General features: G+C 60.8%; 22 protein-coding genes. 6 read left to right on the top strand and 16 right to left on the bottom strand.

All coding sequences use genetic code 11. The features are described from left to right. Window positions 1-4 precede the first annotated feature (4 nt). Window positions 5-442 (bottom strand): DUF3995 domain-containing protein, encoded by a 438-nt coding sequence (locus Q1V60_RS21435; protein ID WP_300634470.1) that lies wholly within the window; start codon window positions 440-442, stop codon window positions 5-7. 93 nt (window positions 443-535) lie between these two features. Here Q1V60_RS21435 and Q1V60_RS21430 point away from each other — a divergent pair, with 93 nt between their 5' ends. After that, the gene (locus Q1V60_RS21430) at window positions 536-925 is read left to right on the top strand and encodes a DUF2946 domain-containing protein (protein ID WP_300634468.1); all 390 of its coding nucleotides are present in this window, start codon (window positions 536-538) and stop codon (window positions 923-925) included. 93 nt (window positions 926-1,018) lie between these two features. Then, a complete protein-coding gene (locus Q1V60_RS21425) occupies window positions 1,019-3,145 on the top strand; it encodes a TonB-dependent receptor (RefSeq protein ID WP_300634465.1) in 2,127 nt (708 codons plus the stop codon). 223 nt (window positions 3,146-3,368) lie between these two features. Here the strand turns inward: Q1V60_RS21425 and Q1V60_RS21420 are convergent, their stop codons facing one another. Continuing rightward, complete coding sequence (locus tag Q1V60_RS21420; protein ID WP_300634462.1) at window positions 3,369-4,385, bottom strand: ABC transporter substrate-binding protein; 1,017 nt, start codon at window positions 4,383-4,385, stop codon at window positions 3,369-3,371. A 253-nt stretch (window positions 4,386-4,638) separates the two neighbouring features. After that, a complete protein-coding gene (locus Q1V60_RS21415; RefSeq protein WP_173667493.1) occupies window positions 4,639-5,088 on the bottom strand; it encodes a hypothetical protein in 450 nt (149 codons plus the stop codon). 396 nt (window positions 5,089-5,484) lie between these two features. Here Q1V60_RS21415 and Q1V60_RS21410 point away from each other — a divergent pair, with 396 nt between their 5' ends. The 3 genes from Q1V60_RS21410 to Q1V60_RS21400 all read left to right on the top strand — a co-directional run bounded on the left by Q1V60_RS21410 (window position 5,485) and on the right by Q1V60_RS21400 (window position 6,415). After that, window positions 5,485-5,760 (top strand): hypothetical protein, encoded by a 276-nt coding sequence (locus tag Q1V60_RS21410; RefSeq protein ID WP_300634459.1) that lies wholly within the window; start codon window positions 5,485-5,487, stop codon window positions 5,758-5,760. A 110-nt stretch (window positions 5,761-5,870) separates the two neighbouring features. Then, window positions 5,871-6,101 (top strand): hypothetical protein, encoded by a 231-nt coding sequence (locus tag Q1V60_RS21405; protein WP_300634457.1) that lies wholly within the window; start codon window positions 5,871-5,873, stop codon window positions 6,099-6,101. 71 nt (window positions 6,102-6,172) lie between these two features. Continuing rightward, window positions 6,173-6,415 (top strand): DUF2789 domain-containing protein, encoded by a 243-nt coding sequence (locus Q1V60_RS21400; RefSeq protein ID WP_300634454.1) that lies wholly within the window; start codon window positions 6,173-6,175, stop codon window positions 6,413-6,415. 65 nt (window positions 6,416-6,480) lie between these two features. On the opposite strand, the gene Q1V60_RS21395 is transcribed toward Q1V60_RS21400, so the two are convergent. The 13 genes from Q1V60_RS21395 to iolC all read right to left on the bottom strand — a co-directional run bounded on the left by Q1V60_RS21395 (window position 6,481) and on the right by iolC (window position 21,782). Next, window positions 6,481-8,073, bottom strand: coding sequence for a methyl-accepting chemotaxis protein (locus Q1V60_RS21395; protein ID WP_300634451.1), 1,593 nt, complete (start codon window positions 8,071-8,073; stop codon window positions 6,481-6,483). Between the two features lie 181 nt (window positions 8,074-8,254). Then, complete coding sequence (locus Q1V60_RS21390; protein ID WP_003191666.1) at window positions 8,255-8,659, bottom strand: TraR/DksA C4-type zinc finger protein; 405 nt, start codon at window positions 8,657-8,659, stop codon at window positions 8,255-8,257. A 405-nt stretch (window positions 8,660-9,064) separates the two neighbouring features. Continuing rightward, window positions 9,065-10,087: an ABC transporter permease gene (locus Q1V60_RS21385; protein ID WP_003191668.1), complete on the bottom strand. Its 1,023-nt coding sequence runs from the start codon at window positions 10,085-10,087 to the stop codon at window positions 9,065-9,067. 25 nt (window positions 10,088-10,112) lie between these two features. Then, window positions 10,113-11,666: a sugar ABC transporter ATP-binding protein gene (locus tag Q1V60_RS21380; RefSeq protein ID WP_300634434.1), complete on the bottom strand. Its 1,554-nt coding sequence runs from the start codon at window positions 11,664-11,666 to the stop codon at window positions 10,113-10,115. 78 nt (window positions 11,667-11,744) lie between these two features. Further along, window positions 11,745-12,680 carry a sugar ABC transporter substrate-binding protein gene (locus Q1V60_RS21375; RefSeq protein WP_300634431.1) on the bottom strand — a complete coding sequence of 312 codons (936 nt, stop codon included), beginning with the start codon at window positions 12,678-12,680 and terminating at the stop codon, window positions 11,745-11,747. Between the two features lie 48 nt (window positions 12,681-12,728). Further along, window positions 12,729-12,905, bottom strand: a complete 177-nt coding sequence (locus tag Q1V60_RS21370) for a hypothetical protein (protein WP_300634429.1) — start codon at window positions 12,903-12,905, stop codon at window positions 12,729-12,731. Window positions 12,906-13,032: 127 nt separating this feature from the next. Next, window positions 13,033-14,061, bottom strand: a complete 1,029-nt coding sequence (locus Q1V60_RS21365) for a Gfo/Idh/MocA family oxidoreductase (protein WP_300634426.1) — start codon at window positions 14,059-14,061, stop codon at window positions 13,033-13,035. A 227-nt stretch (window positions 14,062-14,288) separates the two neighbouring features. After that, the gene (locus tag Q1V60_RS21360; protein WP_300634424.1) at window positions 14,289-15,299 is read right to left on the bottom strand and encodes a Gfo/Idh/MocA family oxidoreductase; all 1,011 of its coding nucleotides are present in this window, start codon (window positions 15,297-15,299) and stop codon (window positions 14,289-14,291) included. Between the two features lie 19 nt (window positions 15,300-15,318). Further along, window positions 15,319-17,250 (bottom strand): 3D-(3,5/4)-trihydroxycyclohexane-1,2-dione acylhydrolase (decyclizing), encoded by a 1,932-nt coding sequence (gene iolD / locus Q1V60_RS21355; protein WP_300634422.1) that lies wholly within the window; start codon window positions 17,248-17,250, stop codon window positions 15,319-15,321. A gap of 10 nt (window positions 17,251-17,260) precedes the next feature. Beyond that, window positions 17,261-18,076, bottom strand: a complete 816-nt coding sequence (locus Q1V60_RS21350) for a TIM barrel protein (protein ID WP_300634419.1) — start codon at window positions 18,074-18,076, stop codon at window positions 17,261-17,263. A 23-nt stretch (window positions 18,077-18,099) separates the two neighbouring features. Continuing rightward, window positions 18,100-18,888, bottom strand: coding sequence for a 5-deoxy-glucuronate isomerase (iolB, locus tag Q1V60_RS21345; protein ID WP_300634416.1), 789 nt, complete (start codon window positions 18,886-18,888; stop codon window positions 18,100-18,102). A 2-nt stretch (window positions 18,889-18,890) separates the two neighbouring features. Continuing rightward, the gene (gene iolE, locus Q1V60_RS21340) at window positions 18,891-19,778 is read right to left on the bottom strand and encodes a myo-inosose-2 dehydratase (RefSeq protein WP_300634413.1); all 888 of its coding nucleotides are present in this window, start codon (window positions 19,776-19,778) and stop codon (window positions 18,891-18,893) included. 66 nt (window positions 19,779-19,844) lie between these two features. After that, window positions 19,845-21,782: a 5-dehydro-2-deoxygluconokinase gene (gene iolC / locus Q1V60_RS21335; protein WP_300634410.1), complete on the bottom strand. Its 1,938-nt coding sequence runs from the start codon at window positions 21,780-21,782 to the stop codon at window positions 19,845-19,847. Window positions 21,783-22,067: 285 nt separating this feature from the next. On the opposite strand from iolC, the gene Q1V60_RS21330 reads away from it, so the two are divergent. Further along, window positions 22,068-22,976 carry a MurR/RpiR family transcriptional regulator gene (locus tag Q1V60_RS21330; protein ID WP_300634407.1) on the top strand — a complete coding sequence of 303 codons (909 nt, stop codon included), beginning with the start codon at window positions 22,068-22,070 and terminating at the stop codon, window positions 22,974-22,976. The last annotated feature ends 192 nt before the right edge of the window (window positions 22,977-23,168 follow it).

Here is a 23,168-nt window from a genome sequence, read left to right as displayed (position 1 = left end):
GTCCTCAGCCCCATGCCACCACCAACAGCCCGGCCCCCAGTACAAGGCACAACGGCGAATAAAAATAGGTATCCAACGTGGCGAACCTTGAGCCAACCACCTTCTTGAAAAACCCCACCAGCTCCGAATCTCCAATCGCCCTGGCAAACATCACCATGGCAATCGCGCTGATCCCCCACTGCAGAGCCCCATGGGACACCGGCGCGAAATACAGCCCGGCGCGCAGGCAGACGAGCAGCGCAATGGCCACCAGCCCCATCGCGACCAGGAACGTGCCCAGCGCAGACGGCTTGAACGCCGGCCTCGGCCCGCTGGCGAATTCGCCCGGTAATTGCGGAATGGCGGCCAGGCTGCCGAGTTTGCCGCCGGCGGCCCAGTACAAATGCACCATGCTGATGCAGGTGAAAATCCCGACGATCCAGCGCGCAATGACGAAACTCATGGCGGACGCTCCCAGAAAATGTGCGAATGAGGATAGACGCCCTGATATTTTTTGCAGGTATTTCGTCGGCAGCTGATGCTAAAGTGCCGCCCCATGAAATTCGCCCGTACCGACCGCTCGCTCATTGCCTGGACGCTGTATTGCTGCGTTCTGTTCAATGTGTTCGCCTGCAGCATCGGGCATGGGCAAATGGTCGGGATGCAGCTCAACGGCATCAGCGGGCAGTTCTGTACGGTTGACCCGCGTACCCAGGCGCCTGTGCAGTCGAACTCCACCGACGAGAGCCTGCCGACGCTGGCCAAGGCATTCGGTTGCCCACTGTGTTCCACCGGCGGCATGGGCCCCGCGCTCAGCAGTCACCTGAATGTGGCGGTGTTGCCGCAGCCGCACGCCCCGCCGCCTGCGGTGGTACTCGCCGCTGATATTCCTGCCCGTTTCACCTGGCCCACGGCAAACCCGCGCGCGCCACCTGCCTGCACCTGATCCCTGCGCTTTCCATCGGCACCGGCCGCTTTTTCCATCAGGAAATACGCGTGACCGTGCGTTGTTTTCAAGCCAAGTTTTCAGGATTCAACCATGAAACATTTACCCTTGTTGGCGGGCCTGTTCGGCTGCCTGCCTGTATGCGCCCCAGCCCTTGAGCTGGCCCCGACCACCATTGAAGGCGAACAACCCCTTGACCCCGGCCTGGACCTGGATCAATCCAGCGGCATGGCGTCACGGCTGGGATTGAGCCTGCGCGAAACCCCGGCATCGGTGGCCATCGCCACGCGCAACGACATTGAGCGCCGTGGCGCCAAGACCTCGCGTGATGCGGCCAACACCTTGCCCGGCGTCAACGCCAGCGCACCACCGGGCTTCGGGGGATTTGTCTCATATCGCGGCTTTACCAGCAGCCAGATCACCCAGATGTTCAACGGCATCAACGTCGCCACGGGCCTGGCGCGGCCGGTGGACGCGTGGATCTATGATCGTGTCGAACGGGTGGGCGGCCCCTCCTCGTTGATCAATGGCGCAGGCTCCGTAGGCGGTTCACTGAACTATGTGACCAAACTGGCGAGCCGTGAGGAACAGGCCGCCGAAGGCCAACTGACGTATGGCAGCTATGACACCGCCGGCATGGCTTTGGGGTTTAACCACGCGCTCACCGAGCCCGGTGCCGACGTGCAGCATTTCGCGCGCCTGGACGTAAGCCGCAACACTCAGCACAGCGCTGTTGACCGCGATCAGCGCGAAGCCTGGAGCGTAGCGTTTTCCCTGCTCAGCGACTTGACCCCGGACCTGTCCCACACCCTCGCCCTGGAATATCAGGACGAGCACGAAGACAGCCCCTACTGGGGCACCCCGGTACTCAATCCCAAGGCCGGCGAACTGAAGATCGACAGGCACAACCGTTTCAACAACTACAACGTCGCAGACGGTCGCTATGAGCAGCGCACGATCTGGGCACGCTCGATCATCGATTACCGGATCAACGACAGTACCCGCCTGAAAAACACCCTCTACCACCTCGACAGCCAGCGCGATTATCGCAACCTGGAGACCTACCAGTACAACGCCGACAACAGCGCGGTGAACCGCTCGACTGCCTATCAGGTGCGGCATCAGGGTGAGCAGAACGGCAACCAGTTCGAGCTGCGCCATGACGACGCTGTCTTCGGCCTGTCCACTACGTGGTCCGGTGGCTTCGAATACAAGGTCAACAGCACCACCAACAGCCCCTTGAACGTGCCGGGCAACAGTACGGTAGACCCGAACGGCTACAACCCAGGCCACTTCTACGACATCCCAGGCACCCGACCCGGCTTCATCAAAGACAAGACCAATGCAGTGACCACCAAGGCGCTGTTCGTGGAAAACCGCCTGAACGTGACCGACAAGTTGTCGCTGCTCTCTGGCCTGCGCTATGACGCCATCGACCTTGACGTGACCAACCACAGAACGGTGACAGCCTCCAACCCCCGGCATCTCAAGCGCAGCTGGGAACCGGTGACCGGGCGCGTGGGTTTGACCTACCAGTTCATTCCATCCACCAACGTCTATGTGCAATACAGCACCGCCGCCGAACAGCCGAACACCACGACTCAAGTGTTCGACGTATCGACCGGCAGGCAATGGGAAATAGGCAGCAAGCTCGACTACCTCAACGGGCGTGGCTCTGCCACGGTTGCCGCTTACCAGATCGAGCGCAAGGACTTCGCCGTGACCGATCCACTGGACCCGACCCGCAGCATTCCGGTGGGTGCTCAGTCGTCCAAGGGCATCGAGCTGGCCAGTTCGCTGCGCATCACCCCGCGCTTGTTGGCCGAGGGCAACTTCGCCTGGGTGGACGCGCAATACGATGACTTCAACGAGAAAACCGCCAGCGGTGCGGTGGTGTCGCGCAAGGGCAATACGCCGACCAATGTGCCCACGCGTGTGGGCAACCTGTGGCTGACCTACGACTTTTCGGAGGATTGGCAAGGCGGTGCGGATGCGCGGTACGTCGCCCAGGTGTATGCCGACAATGCCAACACCCAGACGGTGCCAGCCTACACATTGTTCGGCACGTTCCTGCGCTACAAGTGGGATGCACAAACGTCGATAACCGGTCGGGTTCGCAACTTGACCAATGAGGTGTATGCCGAGTTTGCCCATGTGTCGCCGGCGTATTACCTCGGAGCACCGCGAACGTTCGAGGTGGCGGTACAAACCCGATTCTAGGACTGGAATGCAAAAAATAGCCGCCCTGACGCCAATCAGCTAAATAGGAGCGCCGTATTGTGGCGAGGGAGCTTGCTCCCGCTGGACTGCGTAGCAGTCCCATCTTCTGGGGCCGCTTCCCGGCCCAGCGGGAGCAAGCTTCCTCGCCACAGGTCACCGTTGTCCGTTCTGGCGCTTAAGTGACTGGCATTGGGGCTGCCCCTCTCACCTATTAATGTGCGCTCTACTTGAGGCTCGCCTCGACTTTGCGTGCCACATCCTCGGTCAACCACGCCCTCCACACCTCGGGATGAGCCTTGAGGAACGCCTGGGCGACCTCTCGGGGTGGCGTGTGATGCTCACTCATCGCTGCCAGGGCTTTGTTAAGGGGCTCGATGGGAAACTCGACTTTCTCAAAGAATTGGGCGATCTGCGGATGTTCCTTCTGGAACGGCGTGGACACTCCGATACTCAACTTGGACGCCAGGGACCGCGTCGGCTTGGGGGCAGGATTGTCCGCATCCGTCAGCGTCTTCCAGGCCTCGGCGTCGAACGGCGGCTCTTCCAGTTGAATCAGCTTATAGCGGCCCATCAATGGCGTGGGCGACCAATAGTAGAACAGCACCGGCTTGCCCCGGCGAATCGATGACGCAATCTCGGCATCCAGCGCCGCCCCCGAGCCGCTGCGGAAGTTCACGTAGCTGTCGTCCAGGCCATAGGCCTTGAGCTTTTGCTTGTTGACCACTTCTGAGGTCCAGCCGATAGGGCTGTTGAGAAAACGCCCTTTGCCCGGCGACTCCGGGTCTTTGAACACATCCTTGTAGCGCGCCAGGTCTTGTACGCTTTTCAGGTCAGGGGCCAGCGGCTTGATATTTTTGGCCGGATCACCCTTGACCACATACTCAGGCACCCACCAGCCTTCGGTGGCGCCCTTGACCGTATCGCCCAGGCCCACCACCTTGCCTTCAGCCTCAGCCTTGACCCAGACCGGGCTGCGGCCCGCCCACTCTTCACCGATCACCTGAATGTCGTTCTTGGCCAGGGCTGTTTCAAGGGTGATGGTGGTGCCGGGTAACGTGTCGGTGGGCAAGTCGTAGCCCTTCTCGACAATGAACCGCAGGACCTCGGTGATCAGGCTGCCGCTTTCCCAGTTCAGGTCGGCGAAGTGCACCGGCGCCTGGGCTGCCGACACCGGCAATGCCGCCATCGACAGACTCAGGGTCGTCAACGATGCGACCAACCATGTTCTCAATCCTTTCATTCCCTTGCACCTCGCTCTATCGCAGCAATCAGCGGACGGCTTTGCCGCTATGCGCGAAGCCTCTGAGTAGTTAAGTCAACTCAACTGTAGTAGAGGTTCCGGGAGATAAAAGAAGTTCGCAGTGGCTGAGGTTATTCGCCGGCGTTAGTGGCTGGAGTTACTCACTGGCTTTGAACGTCATCAGCTCGCCCTTGCGCCATTTGGCGGCTTTGCCTCAGTGGCTGAGGTTATTCGCCGGCGTTAGTGGCTGGAGTTACTCACTGGCTTTGAACGTCACCAGTTCGCCCTTGCGCCATTTGGCGGCTTTGCCTGTCACGGCCTTGAGGGTCTTGGTCAGGCCTTCCTGCAGTTGTTCGTGGGCTGCAAATACCAGCATGACGCTGTGACCTTCCTTGAACACAATGCCCTCGCCTTCGGCCGATGACACAAAGGCGTAGTCGCCCAAGCCATACACGGTCAACTTGATATCGCGGAACTTCAGTTCGAACTTGCCACCTTCGCGACTGGGCAATACCGCCGCGCGAAAATGGTCGCCTACCTTCAGTTCCAGGCGCGGCTTGTCGTCCACGACCAACGCCGCTTCGGTATCGATCTCAGCGATGTAGATGCCTTCCGGCGTCTGCTCGGTAACGTAGACAAAACGAGATTGAAACTGCTTGACCAACTTTGCGCGCAAATCACCCAGCACGAATAACGCGTGCATATCCAGATTACTGACTGCCAAGGAAACGCCCCCACATCGAAAAAGCACTGACCGCTTGAGCGGGCAGCACAAAAAAACGGCCGTTACGGCACGATCACATACTCGTTAAAAATCTGAAGACAACCATAAAACCCGTACAGAAAGGCGCGGTGGCCCTGTGCAAGGTCATCCGGCAACACAGCAAATCACAGGTTCAACGACCCGAGAATACGAGTCGAACAACTTCAGAGAATAACCCAATTAAAAACGCAGTTTTCCGACACGCATCACAAAAGAAAATACCTGGGCATGGAACCAGGCGCGCGCCGCCGACGACAATACTAAAACAGCAACGCAAGTCAAAACCACCCGAAACGTGGCGGCTATATCCAAGAAGTCGATCGACAGGAGCTGAGCATGCAACGACGTCAACACGAGGCTACGTCTTTCCACACTCGTTCATCAATCCGGGACGAACGCCAATACTACTGCTTAGTCGCGCCCGATGGGTACTCCAATTCAGTGCTTTATCGCGTGGTACCGGCTGGAAAGAATTTTTTCCATATCCAGGAAGTGACCAGCGGCAGGATCAAAGGCTTTCGCAGCGATCACACACAGGCCTGTGCACTGGCCAAAGCGCTGGAAGCCAACCTGCATCGCCTGCACGGCACTCACGTTTCGTCACCTGGCTGACTTTACTGCACAGCGGCCCTTCAACAACTGCCATACTGACCCGTCCATTGAAGTTTGTCCCGTGCGGGTCAGGTTTCATCAGTGCAGTTACCTCGAAGGGAAGGCTATACGTGACGGAATTTGATATTGGCGAATTTTTTATCCATGGCGATACCAGGGAAGTAGACGGTGAGTTTCAAGCGGTCATCATTATGCGGGCCAAAGCGCCATTGACCACAGTGACAACGCATCAGGTAGAAAAAGACCGCTGGTTCAAAACCGCCGACGCTGCAGCCATTGCAGCCAAAGACGCCGCCAAGGCTCTGAAAGCCGCCGTGGATGCCGGCGCACTCACTTCGTGACAATCCGATAGAACTCTGGCGCGCCATACCCCTCACATGCAGAACGATGATCAGCCCGCATGGAGAATGTTATGGATACCACCACCCCGACACTTGAAACCCTGTTCGATCAATTAGGCCTGGACTCTTCTCAGGAAGCCATAGAACGCTTCACCGCCGAGCACCGTCTGCCGGATGACGTGAAACTCATCGATGCGCCGTTCTGGAGTGAGCAGCAGGCGAGTTTCCTCAGGGAGCAATTGCATGTCGATGCCGAATGGGCGCCTGCAGTCGATGACCTCAACGCCCTGCTGCACGAGTCCCCCGTCGCTTGATTGAACAGCACTGACAACGACCATCTCTTGCGCACGCCCGCTCCTCCCGCAGGGGGAGCTTGCTGCTATCGCGGTTTTTCGCCTTGCGGCTTGTAGCCCAAGCGCAGGCCCCCCCAATGTCGCCCCTGAACCATGATCGGCACCGATAAGTCGTGCATCAGCTCGCCCGTGTCGCGCGTGTAGGTCTGCAGCAACATGGCCTGTTGATGACTACCGCACCGCAGGCCGGTACGGTCGTCAAATTTTCGCTTGGTGCGGTTCTGCACCGCGTCTACTTGGGCATCGCCGGTCAAGGCGTGGGAAAACGCTTTGTTATGCGTCGGCACATAGCCCTGCGGAGTACAGGCGATGGCAAACACCAAGCCTTCGTGACGCGGCAACAGCGCCTCTTGGATGGCCGGCAATACCTGGTCGGTGTAAGCGTCGAAACGCGTCTGGTATTTGCTCGGTCGGGTATTGGCAATCAGCGTGTAGCTGCGGTCAAACAGATCCTCCAGGCTGATCCGGCGGTGCAGCACATCCGCTTCGAACTGTTCGGCGATGCGCTTGGCGCCCTCGCGGGCCAGGTCGTAGATGCGCTGGTGATAGTCATCCAGGCCGACTTGCGCCAGGCGCTCGCTGATGGTTTCCGCCTGCCCTTCCATTTGCACCGCGACGTCGGCTAGCTGGCGGGTTTGCTGGTCACTGACCGTGAGGTCGCTGCGCATCTGCTCCACGGCGTGGAACAGGCTGTCGAGTTGCGTACGGTTGGTGTCGGTGCCCTGGGCGATTTCACTGACCTGCTGTTCCACATCCGCCGCCAGACTGGCGATGCTCGCCAGGTGCTCACCGGCATGTTCGACGTGTTCAACGCCGGTGTGCAGGTCCGCCGACAGCTGGCGAATCTGCTCCACCACCTGGGCCGTGCGCTGCTGGATATCGGCGACCATTACCCCGACTTCATCGGTGGCCGTGGCCGTACGCCCGGCGAGGCCGCGTACTTCATCGGCGACCACGGCAAACCCGCGCCCATGCTCACCGGCACGCGCCGCTTCAATCGCCGCGTTCAGCGCCAACAGGTTGGTCTGGCTGGCAATAGACTGGATCACCAGCGTCACGCGCTGGATTTCCTCGCTGCGCTGGCTCAATGCCTCAATCAGCTCGCGGCTGGCATCGGCGCGCTGGCTGAGCTGATGCATGTGGGTGATCGACTGCACCAGCACTTCACGGCCTTCGCTGCTGCGCTGATGGGCCTGGCTGGCCGCGCCCAGGGCCTGGCGGCTGAGCTGGGAAGTGACTTGTTCGGTACCAATCATCACTTGTGCGCTACTGACGATCTGCTCGGAGGCGCTGAGCTGCGATTGCAAACGCGCCGCCAGCTGCTTGACCGAATAGGCCACCCCTGCCGCGGAGAGTGCATTATGGCTGGTGGTATAGGACAGCTCGCGCGTCAGCTCGCCAATCGCATCACTGATCGCAGCGTGCGCGACGACAGGTTTGGGACGTTTCAGGCGAGGTAGCCAGATCACCAGCAAGGCCAACGGCAGGCAGAGATAGATCGGCAAGCGGGCAAACGCCAGGCCCAGCAGGAGCAGCACCAGGGCGGTGCTCTGCGCGAGCGGTGTCAACCAGCCGGGCAACACGCGCGCCACCGTTTGCGGTGGTACTGCCGCGCCCATCAGAGATCCGTCTCCAGCCATTGTCGTTACCCCGCTGTTTGTCGTTATTGTCTCTGCATTAAACGCCACTATCGGGCCATTATCCATGGGCCTTTAGTGCAAGTGCTTGCAGTAGATCAATAACCAGTGCGTAACGAAAAACTCTCTGGGGAGCCGATCATATGGCTCCCCGTTCACCGCATCAGGCTTGACGCTGGTGCTTGTCGATCTGCTCGTGGCGCTCTTGCGCTTCGATGCAGTATTTGGTGGTCGGGCTGATCAGCAGACGCTTGAGGCCAATAGGCTCGCCGCTGTCATCACACCAGCCAAAGGAATCTTCCTTGATGCGTTCCAGAGCACGTTCCAGTTGCGGCAACATGCGCTGGTCGCGGTCGATGGCATTGACCAGCCAAGTGCGCTCTTCTTCCACGGACGCGGCGTCGGCCGGGTCGGCCGGGGTGTCCAGGCTTTCAATGGCGATACGGTTCTGTTCAATGCGCTCGTGGTGTTCCACTTTCATGTCTTGCAGCAACTTCTCGAAAAAAGCGTGCTGTTCGGCATTCATGTAGTCATCCGCCGGCATGGCCAGCAACTTTTCCTTTGTCATTGATTTCTCTATAAAAAATACGTGCATTAAGGCGAATAAGGGAGCGTTCCGGTCGACCTCTGCAGGTCTCGGAAAGGCGCCATCCATTCCAAGCGCCACCCGGCACTCAATTTACGAGGGGCGGCAGTCTAAGGCCGACTTGAAGGCGCAGCAACTGAAATGACAGGCATTTTTTCCCGATCAACCCCCAAAAGCACCAGGACGGGCTTGGCGAACGGTCATCGGAGTGCGTTTATAGCAAGAAATTCAAGTTTATGGAGCTATATAGAAGACCAACGGTTAAAAGCGCCGGATTTCACTGCAGGAGCGAGCTTGCTCGCGAAGAACTCAAGGACATCGCGTTTAATCAGGTATCACGCGTAATCTTTGCAGCTTTCGCGAGCAAGCTCGCTCCTGCAGGGGGCCTCAGCGCTTGAGCTTGCGCTTGTTGCGGTACTGGTCAATCACCACCGCCACCACGATGATCAGGCCCTTGATGATGTCCTGGATATACGCATCCACCCCGACAAAGGTAAACCCGCTGGCCATCACGCCAAGGATCAGCGCACCGATGACAGTGCCGGTAATGCGCCCTACCCCGCCCGCCAGGCTGGTGCCGCCGATCACTGCGGCGGCAATCGCGTCCAGCTCATAAGACATGCCCATGCCCGCCTGGCCGGTCGCCGCACGAGCCGAAGCCACCACCCCTGCCAGGCCGGCCAGGAGGCCGGCGATGCTGTAGACGATGATCAGGTGCCGCTTGACGTTGATCCCCGACGTGCGCGCCGCCTGCATATTGCCGCCGATGGCGTAGGTGTACTTGCCGTACTTGGTGTAGCGCAGGGCGATATGGAAGATCACCGCCACTACCAGGAAGATGATCACCGGCATTGCGCCGTGGCCGATGGCCGTGTACGAGTCCGACAGCATGCTCACCGGCTGGCCTTCGGTGTAGTAACGCGCCAGGCCACGGGCCGACACCATCATGCCCAGGGTGGCAATAAACGGCGGGATACCGGTCACCGCGATAATACTGCCGTTGATCGCCCCCGCCAGCAGCCCCACGCCGAGGCCCATCGCCACCGGGATCCACACCGGCAAGTCGGTCAGCGACGGAAACACCGCCCTGGAAAAATCGGAAGTCTGCGCCAAACTCGCGGCGATCATCGCTGACAAGGCCAGCACCGAGCCGGAAGACAGGTCGATACCGGTGGTGATGATCACCTGGGTCACACCGATGGCCAGCAAGCCGATGATCGACACTTGCAGGATCATCAGCACCAGGCGCTGGGAGTTCATCAAGAAGCTCTGGTCGCGCACGATCCAGCCGAACAACTCAAACACCAGGCCGATACCGATCAGCACCAGGAAGATGCTCAATTCGGTGGGCATGCGTCGACGGTTCTTGACCGGTGCCGTGGCCGGCTTGTTGTCTGTTATTGCGTTCATAACCCATCACCTTCTTATTCTGGAGTCAGTGGACTGCGGTCATACCGGAGGCCAATTGCATGACTTTTTCCTGGGTGGCCTGCGCACGATCCAGGGTGCCCATCAGTTCGCCTTCGTGCATCACCATCACCCGGTCGCTCATGCCGAGCACTTCGGGCAGTTCCGAGGAAATCATGATCACCGCCATGCCTTCGCCGGCGAGAAAGGCGATCAGGCGATAGATCTCGGCCTTGGCGCCCACGTCGATGCCGCGCGTCGGCTCATCGAGGATCAACAGTCGCGGGTTGGTCATCAGCCAGCGCGCCAGCAGGGCCTTCTGCTGGTTACCGCCGGACAAGGTATCGATGCACTGTTCCAGCGATGGCGTTTTCACCCGCAGCTTTTTGCACATGTCTTCGCACAAGGCGCGCAGGGCTTTTTGCTGGATGAAACCGTTGTCCGAATAGTGCGGCAGCACGGCCATTTCCATGTTTTCCAGCACCGACAGGCAGGGAAACAGGCCACTGAGCTTGCGGTCTTCGGTCAACAGCGCGAAGCCCTTTTCGATGGCCATGTGCGGGTCGCTGATGCGCACCGGTTTGCCGTCCAAAGTGATCTGGCCGCTGCTGCTGGGGGTGATGCCGAAGAGGGTTTCCGCCACGTTGGTGCGCCCCGAGCCCATCAACCCGGCGATGCCGAGAATTTCACCGGCGTGCAGGTCAAACGAAACGTCCTTGAATATGCCGTCCAGGCTCAGGTCGCGCACCGATAGCAGCAAGTCGCCAATCGGCGTCTCGCGCACCGGGAACAACTGGCTCAGCTCACGGCCGACCATCATCGAAATCAGGCTGTCGCTGTTCATGCTGTCGGCACGTTGCAGGCCGATGTACTGACCGTCGCGAAACACCGCCACTTCATCGGCGATGGCAAACACTTCGTTCATTTTATGCGTGATGTAGACGATGCCTTTGCCCTGGGACTTGAGGTCGGCAATGATCGAAAACAGGTGGGCGACTTCCTTTTCGGTAATCGCCGACGTCGGCTCATCCATGATCAAAATATCGGAGTCATAGGACACCGCCTTGGCGATCTCGACCATCTGCCGCTCGGCGATGCTCAGGTTGCCGACCTGTTCTTCCGGGTCGAGATTGATGCGCAAGCGCGCCAGCAAGTCGGCGGTGCAGCGGTGCATTTCGCGATGATTGACCATGTGCAGGCTGTTGAGCTGCTCACGGCCGATCCAGATGTTTTCGGCGATGCTCATATGCGGCATCAGGTTGAGTTCCTGGTGGATCATCGCAATCCCGGCCTTCTGCGCCGCCAGCGGCGTCTCGAAGATGATCGGCTTGCCGCGCAAGCGAATTTCGCCGGCATCGGGCTGATAGATACCGGCGATGATTTTCATCAGCGTCGACTTGCCCGCGCCGTTCTCGCCCATCAGCGCCAGCACCGTGCCGGGGCGTACTCGCAGCTGCACATTGTCCAGGGCCACGACGCCGGGAAAGCCTTTGCTGATATTGAGGATTTCCAGCAGGTAGGGTTCGTCCTGCGCCAGCGGCTGGATACCCGGCGGCGGCGCGACAGTCGCGTGAGCGAGCATAGGGAGGTACTCCATCTGCAGGGCGACCGTGGCCGCCCTGCAGGCTTATGGTTGGAAGTTCTGGTTAAGCGTTCAGGGCTACTTGAAGTCTTTGACGTTTTCCGGGGTGATGAGCTTGAACGGGATCACCACGTTCTGCTCCACCGGCTCGTGTCGGGCCATCTTGCGCGCCGCTTCCACCGAGCCCACGGCCTGGCCCTTGGCGTCCTGGAACGCCGACGCGGCCATGTCGCCCTTGGTAATTGCGTTAAGGCCGTCCGGCGTGCCATCGACCCCGGCGATCAACACGGTGCCGGGTTTGGTACCTGCCGACTTCAGCGCCATGGACGCGCCGATGGCCATCTCGTCGTTGTTGGCCAGCACTGCGTTGAACTCGCGGCCCTGGGTCAGCCAGTCGTTGACCAGGGTCATGCCCCTGTCCCGCAGCCAGATGCCGGTTTGCTCCTGCTCGATCTTGATATCCGGGTACTTAGCCAGCACTTCCTTCACGCCCTTGGTGCGGTTGGTGGTGGAGTTGTTCGCCAGGTCGCCCAGCAGGATCACGATCTTGCCCTTGCCGCCGAGCTTTTCGGCGATGTATTGCATTTGCAACTTGCCTGCTTCGACGTCATCGGAGACCACCGCCACCACGTCCTTGGGCAGGTCTTTCTGGTCCGGACGACGGTTGACGAACACCAGCGGGATGCCTGCCTTGGTAGCAGCACTGATAATGTTCTTCGTCGAAGCGGTGTCCACCGGGTTGACGATGATGGCGTCGACTTTCTGGCTGATAAAGTTCTCGACCTGACTCAGCTGTTTCACCACGTCGGCGCGGGCGTCTTCGAACTGCAATTGCACGCCGTCGCCCTTGGGATAGGATTTGGCCTGCTTGTCCATGTCTTCGCGCAGGTAGGTCAGGAAGGTGTCATCGAAGGCGGACATGCTCACCCCCACCTTGATGTCAGCGGCCGTGGCGACGCCACTGGCGAGCAGCATCGACAGGGCCAGCGCGGTAAAACGGATCGGGGTCTTCATGAACGGTCTGTCTCCACTTTCTTGTTGGTTTTATGGACGTTGCGTTTATCAGCGTTCGGCGGGCACCCGCACCACGGGTGCGCCTGGAATGCAGCAGACCAGCGCGCCTTGGTTTTCGACGCACAGCACATTGAGCAGGGAGAAGTAGAACGGCCGGGCGCGAGGCAGTGCGCGGGGCGTGTGGGCGGGGCGTAAAACTCGCAGTACAGCGTTGAAGATTTTCATCTGACGGTACCTGGTTGTTTTGATCTTGTTTTTGTCGAGTCGCCTGGGTCGAGCCCAAGACGTACTTTATGCAACCTGGAAAAGACTTTATTGGAAAATAATTTCCATATCAACCTGTTTTAGAATTTTATTCTATTTTCGTCGAAACCACCTGCTGGCGCTCGGCACTGAGGCGCGCGGCGTCCAATATACGGGCGGTTTCCAGCGCGTCATACGCGTCTACCGGCAACGGCCCCTGGCCTTGCACGGCACGCTGCAACTGCCGATAGAACTGCGTCCAGCAGCCCTTTTCCGACGGCACCCGCTCGCGCTCCGCGCCTTGTTCGAACCAGCCCCAGCGTCGATGTTCTTCCGCGCCCCAGTGCTCGCCTTCGGTTTTCGGCGACTTGCCGGCCATCAGCGCGTCTTCCTGGCCGTCCAGCCCTTCGACGGTGTAACAGCCCAGCGTGCCGCTGACGCGAAACCGCGGCGCCTGGCTGTTTTGCAATGCACTGCCCCACAGGTGCGAAATCACGCCGTTGGCGTGGGTCAGCGCGACGAAAAAACCGTGGTCGAGGGTGGGATGCTCGGGTGTGAATTGCAGTTGGGCGAATACCCGGTCCACCGGGCCGAACAATTGCAGGGCCTGGTCCACCAGATGGCTGCCGAGGTCGCGCAGCCAGCCGCCGCCGCTGGCATTGCCCACCGCCTGCGGCGCGTAGCGCTCGACGCGGGACTCAAAACGGGTGATCTCCCCCAGGGCCCCGGCGTCGATGAGTTTGCGCAAGGTCAGGTAGTCCGAGTCCCAGCGGCGGTTCTGGTAGACGCTGAGCAATGTGCCTTGGCGTTCAGCGGCGGTGATCAAGGCCTGGGCCTGCTCGGCGTTGGCCGCGAAGGGTTTATCGCTGACCACCGCCACGCCGTGTTCGATGGCTTCAAGCACCAGGGCCGGGCGGCCTTTGAGGGTGGTGGAGATGACGAGGGCGTCGACGCCGGCGTCGACGATCTGGCCGATGGTGTCGAAGGCCTTGAGGCCGGGGTGGTCCGTTGCCAATTGCTGGCGACGTTCGGGGGATCGCGTGACAACGCCGACAAACGTGGCGCCCGGCAACGTGGCAATCAGCGGCGCATGAAAGAAGCGCCCTCCGTGGCCGTAGCCGACTAGTCCGATTCGCATGATTCACTCCTGTTTTGAAGTGCAAATCCAATCAACATGTGGGAGCGGGCAAGCCCTGATGCCGATCAGTTAAAAGCTGGAGCGGACATTGAGTAACCTGTGGCGAGGGAGCAAGCTCGCGCTGGACTGCGTAGCAGTCCCCTTCTTTTTAAACAAAGAACGGGGCCGCTTCGCGGCCAGCGCGACCTTGCTCCCTCGCCACAGGTGAGCGCTCCTTCCGGGCGTGCTTAACCGTAGAAGTGCGGGCGATCCGGCAGGCCGACCTTGACGATCTGCCCACTGCCCTGCGCTTCGATACACGCATCTGCCGCTACCGCCGCGGCAAAACCATCCCACGCCGATGGCCCGCCCACTTGCCCGGCGCGCACGCTGTCGATGAACGCCTGCAATTCCACGTCATAGGCGCCGATAAATCGATCCTTCCAATCCATCAGAATCGCGTTCGACAACTTCGCCCCGCTGCGCATTTGCACCTGCGACGGCTCCGGCAGTTTGGCGATGCCGCTCTCTCCTACCACTTCGCATTGAATGTCGTAGCCGTATTGGCAGTTGACGAACACTTCCACGTCGATGCGCGTGCCCTTGGCGGTTTCCAGCAGCACGATCTGCGGGTCGCGCAGGTGGGCCAGGGCTTTGCTGGTCTTGCGCGGGAACACCACCTGCACGGAAACGTAGTCGTCGTTGAGCAGCCAACGCAACACATCCAGTTCGTGGATCAGGGTGTCGGTAATCGCCATGTCGGTCTGGTAGTTCTCGCCCACCGTCGGGTTGCGGTGCGCGCAGTGCAGCATCAGCGGCTCGCCGATCTGGCCGCTGTCGATCACGGCTTTCAAGGCACGATAGCCTTCGTCGTACGGGCGCATGAAACCGACTTGCACCAGGCGCTTGCCATAGGCCACTTCGGCCTCGACAATCCGGCGGCAGCCGTCGGCGGTCACGGCCAGGGGTTTCTCGCAGAACACCGGTTTACCGGCTGCGATGGCGGCGAGCACGAATTCTTCGTGGCTCGGCCCCCACGAAGTCACCAATACGGCTTGCACCTGCGGCGAGTTGATCAACGCATGGCCGTCAGGGTACACCTCGGCGTCCAGCTTCAAATCAGCCACCACCTTGGCGGCCTGTTCCAGGTTGATATCCGTGACCGCCACCACCTGGCTGTTGAGCAGGGTCTGGCTGCAACGACGGATATGGTCACGACCGATCGCACCGGTACCGATCACTCCAAGCTTCAACGACATACAAACACTCCTCTTGTTATTAGTACTGCCGGGCTTTGGCCAGCTGTTCATTGAGTTTTTTTGCAGCGGCATTCGTGCGTTCGCTGGTGGACACCTGCGCCACCCCCACCCGCCACCACGACAGGTAGCCGTGCACCATGGTCTTGGGCAGGACCTTGATATCGATCAGCGTCGAAACGGTTTGGGTACGCGCATCCGCCAGGGCGGCTTCAAGTTGTTCCACGTTGCTGACCTTGTAGGTCTTGCAACCATAAGCCGCCGCGCTCATGGCGAAATCCACCGGCACCAGGCCGCCGTCGAGCTTGCCGCTCTCGGGGTTGCGGTAGCGGAACTCGGTGCCGAAGCTGTCCATGCCGTTGCCGAGCTGCAGGTTGTTGATGCAACCGAAGGCCATGTTGTCGAGCAGCACCACGTTGATCTTGCGGCGCTCCTGGATCGAGGTGGCCAGCTCCGAATGCAGCATCATGTAAGAGCCATCGCCGACCAGCGCGTACACCTCTTTGCTCGGCTCGGCCAGTTTCACGCCGAGGGCGGCGTTGATCTCGTAACCCATGCACGAATAGCCGTATTCGACGTGGTAGGTGTTCACGCCCTTGCTGCGCCAGGCGCGCTGCAAATCGCCGGGCAGGCTGCCAGCGGCGGCGACAATGATTGCATCGTCGGCCAGGGTTTCATTGAGCACGCCGAGTACGCGACTCTGGGTCAGGCAGGAGCCGGTCAGCTCGATAAATTCGCGCAGTACCGCGCGGTCCAGGCGGTCATCGACTTCGGGGACGAAACCATCGCCCTGGTATTCAACCCGATGCACGCGGTCCACTTCCGCATCCAGTTGCGCCTTGGCGTCGCGCACCTGCTCGCCCCAGCCGGCGCGGTAATCACCGAGGGCAGCGGCCAGTGCATCCAGGGCGACCTGGGCATCGCCCAGCACTTGCACGCCGTCAAGCTTCAACGCATCGCACGGGCTGATATTCAGGTTGAGAAACGTCACCCCGGCATGTTTGAACAATGACTTGGACGAGGTGGTGAAGTCGGTATACCGGGTGCCGATGCCGATGATCAGATCCGCCTCGGGGGCCAGCAGGTTGGCCGCCAGGCAGCCGGTTTCACCAATGCCGCCGACGTTCAGCGGGTGGCTGGACACCACCGCGCTCTTGCCCGCCTGGGTTTCGGCGAATGGGATAGCGAAGCGCTCGGCAAAGGCCTGCAGGGCGGCATTCGCGCCGGAGTACTTCACCCCGCCACCGCAGATGATCAGCGGTTTGCGCTTGCCACGAAAGGCCGCCAGCGCATCGCCGATCATCGCGGCGGTGGGCGGGCGACGTTCGATACGGTGCACGCGTTTTTGCAGGAAATAATCCGGGTAGTCCCAGGCTTCGGCCTGCACGTCCTGGGGCAGCGCCAGGGTGACGGCGCCGGTTTGCGCCGGATCGGTGAGCACGCGCATGGCATGGATCGCGGCGCTCATCAGTTGTTCGGGGCGGTTGATGCGGTCCCAGTATTTGCTTACCGAGCGGAACGCATCGTTGGTGCTGATGCTCAAGTCGTGAAACTGTTCGATCTGTTGCAGCACCGGGTCCGGTTGCCGGCTGGCGTACACGTCGCCCGGCAACAGCAGCAACGGAATGCGGTTGGCGGTCGCGGTCGCCGCGGCGGTGAGCATGTTCGCCGCGCCGGGCCCGACCGATGCGGTGCAGGCGTAGATCTTGCGGCGCAGGTGCTGCTTGGCGAAACCGATGGCGGCGTGGGCCATGCCCTGTTCGTTGCGGCCCTGGTGCACGATCAGGTCGCCGCTGTCCTGCTCAAGCGCCTGGCCCAGGCCCAGTACGTTACCGTGACCGAAAATGGTGAACACGCCGGCGACAAATTTGCTCTGCACGCCGTCGACTTCGATGTATTGGTTATCCAGGAACTTCACCAGGGCCTGGGCCATGGTCAGTCGGGTGGTGGTCATGTCGCGCCCCTTAACTTTTTTTCAGGTGGGCAATGCTTGCCCCCAAGGCCTGCTGGATATCCGCCAGTTCATGCACGCTTGTCGCAAACGGTTCGAACGACAGGTAGCCGCTGTAGCCGCTGCCGAGCAAGGTGTCGATCTGCGCCGCATTGCCGAGGATGTCGCCCTCGCCCACCAGTACGCGGTGGCCGTCGCCAATCGAGTTGAGCGGCGCCTGGGCATCTTCCACGCCGGAGATATGCACCAGCCCGGTCAGCTCAGGAAAAAACTCGTGCTCGCCGGCCAGGTGATGATGGAAGGTGTCATGCACCACACGGAACACGTCCAGCCCGCCGATGGACTGGATCGCGTCCACCGCCACGCGCTTGCGGCGCAGCGCCGAGACTTCAAAGCCCAGGGGTTCGACGAAACCCAGGATGCCGTACTCACGCAGGATCGGCGCCAGTTCGCTCAAGGCGGTGCGCAAACCGGCGGCGCGCTGGGCTTCGGTGCGCGGGTCGCCCGGCTCATTGAACGGGCACATCACCAAGCCCTGCGCGCCACATTCACGGGCATAGGTGGCAAGCTCGATCGCTTGAGCACGGCGTTCGTCGTTCCACATATCAAAGGGGTACAGCGCGTTGATCGACAACACCGTGATGCCCTGCGCCGCGCACAACTCGCGCACATGGCTGGAGGGCGTGCCGTATTCGATCTGACGGTCTTTCAGGTCATTGCGGATCTCGATGGCATCGCACTTGAGCGACGCGGCCAGCTGGATGAAAGCCGGCAGGGACAAGTTGGGTGCGACCATGCGGTTAAGGGCAAAGCGTAGCGGCGACTTCATTATTGTTCTCCGTGCAATACCGTTCAGAGGTCCAGCAGCCAGCTGTGCTGCGGGTCGTTATGGAAATGCCAGGCGCGCTTGGGGCCGGCCATCACGTTCAGGTAATACGACTCGTAGCCGTACGGCACGCTGACCGGGTGATAACCCTTGGGCACGACTACCAGGTCGCTGTTCTCCACGGCCATGGCCTGGTCGATACTGCGGTCGTCGGTGTACACCCGCTGGAATACGAAGCCCTGGGGCGGGTTGACCTGGTGGTAGTAGGTCTCTTCCAGAAAGCTCTGGTGCGGCAGGTCATCGGTGTCGTGCTTGTGCGGCGGGTAGCTCGAGGAATGCCCCGACGGCGTGCGCACTTCCACCACCAGCAGCGAATGCGCCGGCTCGCTGTCGGGCAGGATGTCGCACACGTAGCGGGTGTTGGCGCCTTTACCACGTACGCTGCGCTTGCATTGTTCCGGGCGGATGAGGCGCGGCGTGTAACCGCTCGCGCCGGGCGCGGCGCACACCGCGATCTGCACGTCACTCAAGGCGGTGACCTGGGCGTGGGTGCCTGGCGGCAGGTAGGCGGCGAATGGGGATTTGTCCTCGAACACCGACTCACGGTCCCCCAAATCTTGCCAGTCGAAGCCCTCGCCTTCGATATTCACCCGACCGCTGAGCAGCACCAGGCACACCTCTTTATCGCCGGCGCTGACCGGCAGGGTGTCGCCCAGGCTCAGGCGATAAGCGCAAAACCCCACGTATTCCAGGCGCCCGGCTTCCAGGGCGACCATGGTCTGCCCGCGTTTGTTGCTCTTGACCAGCAAGCTCATGATTAAGTCCTCTCGTTGAGCAGCGCACGCAACGTGTCATAACCCTTTTTCGCATAGATATAGCTGGGCGCCACGGCCGGGTCCTGCTCGGCCTCGACCACCAGCCAGCCGGCGTACCCGGCGGCCAACAGCACATCGAGCAATTGCGCAAAATCGATATCGCCATCGCCGGGCACGGTGAAAGTGCCGTTGACGATGCAGTCGGGAAAGCTCCACATCTGGTTGCGCGCCAGTTGCACCACGGGTTTGCGCACGTCCTTGAAATGCACGTGACAGATGCGTTTGACGTGTTTGCGCAGCACCTCAAGGGGCTCGCCGCCGCCCATGTAGCAGTGGCCGGAATCGAACAGCAGGCCGACTTCCGGGCCGGTACGGTTCATCAGCTGATCGATATCTTCGGGGGATTCGACGTAGGCGCCCATATGGTGGTGGTAGGCCAGGCGGACGCCCTGGGACAGGGTGAAACGCGCCAGTTCGGTGAGTTTGTCGGCGTACTCCTGCCACGCCTGCTCAGTGTGAAAGCGTGGGCGTTCGATCAAACGGATGCGCGAACCCTGGATCGAATCGGCGACTTCGCCATACACCAACACCGACGCGCCGTTGTGTTTAAGCAACTCGACGTGGCCCGCGATGGCCTCGATTTCTTCGGCCACCGAGCGATTCGCCAGGCGGCTGGAATACCAGCCGGAGACCAGCGCCAGGTCATAGGGGCGCAGCACGTCGCCAACACCTCTGGCGTCCTTGGGGAATTTGCCGTTGAGCTCAAAACCTTCGTAGCCGATCGCTTTGCCTTCGCTCAAAGCGGTGCTCAGCGGCGTTTCACCGCCCAGGGCCGGCAGGTCGTCGTTGCTCCAGGAGATCGGGTTGATGCCAATTCGGATTGCGGGCATGGCTGCACCTTTTGTTTTTATCTTCAGAATTCACAGAGGTCTGCTGCTTTTCAAATCGGACTGGCGTCAGGCTCTGGCGCTGCGCCAGGCATCGATCAATTGCTCGAACGTCGCCTGCACCCGCTGAATCAGGGTTTCATCATCGATTTCCCCCGCCATCCACGCCTTGCTCGGTTCCTGGAAGATTGTGCGGCCCACGGCAAACCCACGGCAGGTGCTGCTCTGGCTGGCCTGCTTGAAGCCGTCGGCGAGAAACTCCGCCGACGCGTTCAGCCCCAGCACCACCACTCCCCGGCAGTACGGGTCGCGCTCTTCGATCAGTTCGTCGAGCTTTTTCCAGTCCTCGGCCGATTGCGCCTCGATCTTCCACCACGCCGGGTAGATGCCCAGGTTGTACAGGCGCTTGAGGCTGCGGTAGAGCGCATCGGGATAGGCGCAGGGATGATCCTTGGGCGGGATGACTTCCAGCAGCAACTCATGGCCGCTGACAATCGACGCCTCGTACACCGCCTTGAGCTGCGCTTCCTGTTCCAGGCGCAGCAGCGGTTCGTCATCGGGATGAAATTGCACCAGGCATTTGATGATCTGTTCCGCAGGCCAGGCGATCAGATTGCTGCCGATCGAGCGGCCGTGTTCGAACGCCAAAGGCCGCGAGTTCTGCACTTCCACCGGGCGGGCGATCCACCAGCCACGGCCGCTGGCCGCGTTGAGCGCGTCCTGGCCGAAGCGCTGGTCGGCCAACAAGCCCACATCGGCCTCGACGCCCTGCTCGCCCAGCTTGTGCTCCACGCGTTCGATGGCCTGGATGAACAATTGCTTGATCGCACTGATGCGCGCCAGGTCCTGGCCGCCGCGTTGCGCCAGGTCGACCAGTTGCCAGCGGTGGTCGAAGGCAAACACGAACAGCTGCTTCCAGGTTTTGCGCGGCACGCTGACGCGGTGCAGGCGTTGCAGCGTCGCGTCCTGGTCAGGCCGGGTGATCGGCACCGGGCTATTGAACAGGTACTCCAACTCGGCAGGTGTGGGCATGGCCGGCGCGCAGGCGTGGCGCGACACCACCAGGCCACCGCACGCATTGGCCAACTGGCTGCAACGCTCATCACTGGCGTCGTTGAGCCAACCGCTGAGGAAGCCCGACATAAAGGCATCGCCGGCACCCAATACATTGAGCACTTCCACGCGCACGCCGGGGTAGATCGCACCGTCTTCCAGGCGTTCGGGAATGGCGCCATGGATCACCGTGCAGCCTTGCGGGCCGAGCTTGACCACCAGGGTGGCGGGCGTCAGTTCGCGCACGGTACGCAACGCGGTGAGCAGGTCTTCACTGCCGCCGGCGATCAAGAATTCTTCTTCCGTCCCGACGATCAGGTCGAAACGCGGCAGGATCTTCTGCACATGCTGGCTTACGTTCTGGTCGGCAACGAAACGGGTTTCGCCATCGGCCTTGCCGGCCAGGCCCCACAGTACCGGCCGGTAGTCGATGTCCAGCACGCGTTTGACGTTGTGCCGGGCCGCGTAGTCGAGCGCCTGGATACTGGCCTTGTACACGCCATCGGTGGAGAAATGCGTGCCGGTGATCAGCAGCGCTTTGCTGGAGGCAATAAAGGCTTCGTTGATGTCTTCGGCGCGCAGGGCCATGTCGGCGCAGTTTTCGCGGTAGAACACCAGGGGGAAGGTTTCACGGTCCTTGAGACCGAGCAGTACCAGGGCGGTGAGGCGTTCCGGGTCAACCTTGATAGCGCTGATGTCGCAGCCTTCACGGGCCAGGGATTCCACCAGGAAACGGCCCATGTGATCGTCGCCCACACGGCTGAGCATCGCCGACTTGAGCCCCAACCGCGCCGTGCCGAAGGCGATATTGGCGGACGAGCCGCCGAGGTATTTGGCGAAGCTGGACACGTCTTCAAGCCGCGCCCCAACTTGCTGCGCATAGAGGTCGACGCCCAGGCGTCCGAGGCAAATCAGATCCAATTGACGCCCACTGGCAAAACGAGTCTGGCCCATGCTGGCTCCTGTTATTTTTATCAGCCTGCGTTGTGCCGCCATGGCGACGGCAAACGCTCTTGGTGGGGAGCAGACTAGAACGTCCGGCGACGGCAATCAATATTTATTCCATAATTATTTTTAGTGGAATATTTTTTCCAATAAGCCGGCATAATGCTGTGACAGCCGCCGTGCATCGTTTCAGCAGCCCACGCGGGCCGTGATGCCGAGGTATTTTTTTGCGCCTACCCTGTAGACTTGCGCCACCCATCAGCGCACCAGACGAACACGCCAGAAGGATTGCCCATGTCCCGCACCGATCCCGAGACCAACCTGGAAGATACAATCGCCAGCCCTCCGATCAATGCCGAACGCCTGTTGCAGCTGATCACCGACGAATACGAAAGCCTGCCGCGCCAACTCAAGCGCATTGCCAGCTACATGAACCAGCAGAGCGACCGGATCATGGTCGACCGCATCAGCGACATCGCCCGTGAATGTGAAGTGCATCCCTCGGCCATCGTGCGCTTCTCCCAGCGTTTCGGCTTCAGCGGGTTCAGTGAAATGCAGGCGCTGTTTCGCGAGGCGTACACCCACAAGACCACGCCGGTGCAGAACTACCAGCAACGCATCCGCAGCATGATTGCCAATAAGTCGCAGAAGGCCAGCGGCGGCGACCTGGCGCGTGAGTGCGTCAACGCGACGCTGTCCGGCATCGAACGCCTGGGGCTGGAACTCGACGATGCGGCCTTCGACAAGGCCGTGGACCTGGTGGTGAATGCCGACAATATCTACGTGGTCGGCGTGCGCCGCTCCTTCGCGGTGGCCGACTACCTGGTGTACAACCTGCAGCACACCAACAAGCGCATTCACCTGATCTCGGGCCTGGGCGGCAGCTACCGCGAGCAGATGCGCAGCGTGCGGGCCAATGACCTGGTGATCGCCATCAGTTTCACGCCCTACGGCAAAGAGACTCAACACTGCCTGCGTATCGCCCAGCATCACCAGGCCAAGACACTGATCATCACCGACAGCAACCTGTCGCCCCTGGCCAAGCGGGCAAATGCGGTGTTGTTGGTTAACGAAGGGTCGTCGTTTGCATTCCGCTCATTGAGCGCGACGCTGTGCCTGTGCCAGGCACTGTTCATTGCGGTGGCGTATCGGTTGGAATTGAAGGTGGATGAGATTCATGAGCAGGTGGGCTTCGACGACTGACCACATGTGCGCAAGCTATGACTGACACGATGCAAAACCAAATGTGGGAGCGGGCTTGCTCCAATGCCAGTCAGTTAAGCGCTAGAGCAGGCAACCGTCGGCCTGTGGCGAGGGAGCTTGCTCCCGCTGGGCCGCGAAGCGACCCCAGAAAATGGGACTGCTGCGCAGTCCAGCGGGAGCAAGCTCCCTCGC

The sequence above is a fragment of the Pseudomonas sp. genome (genome assembly GCF_030147005.1).
Lineage (GTDB): Bacteria > Pseudomonadota > Gammaproteobacteria > Pseudomonadales > Pseudomonadaceae > Aquipseudomonas.
This window is presented reverse-complemented; position numbering and strand designations above follow the sequence as displayed.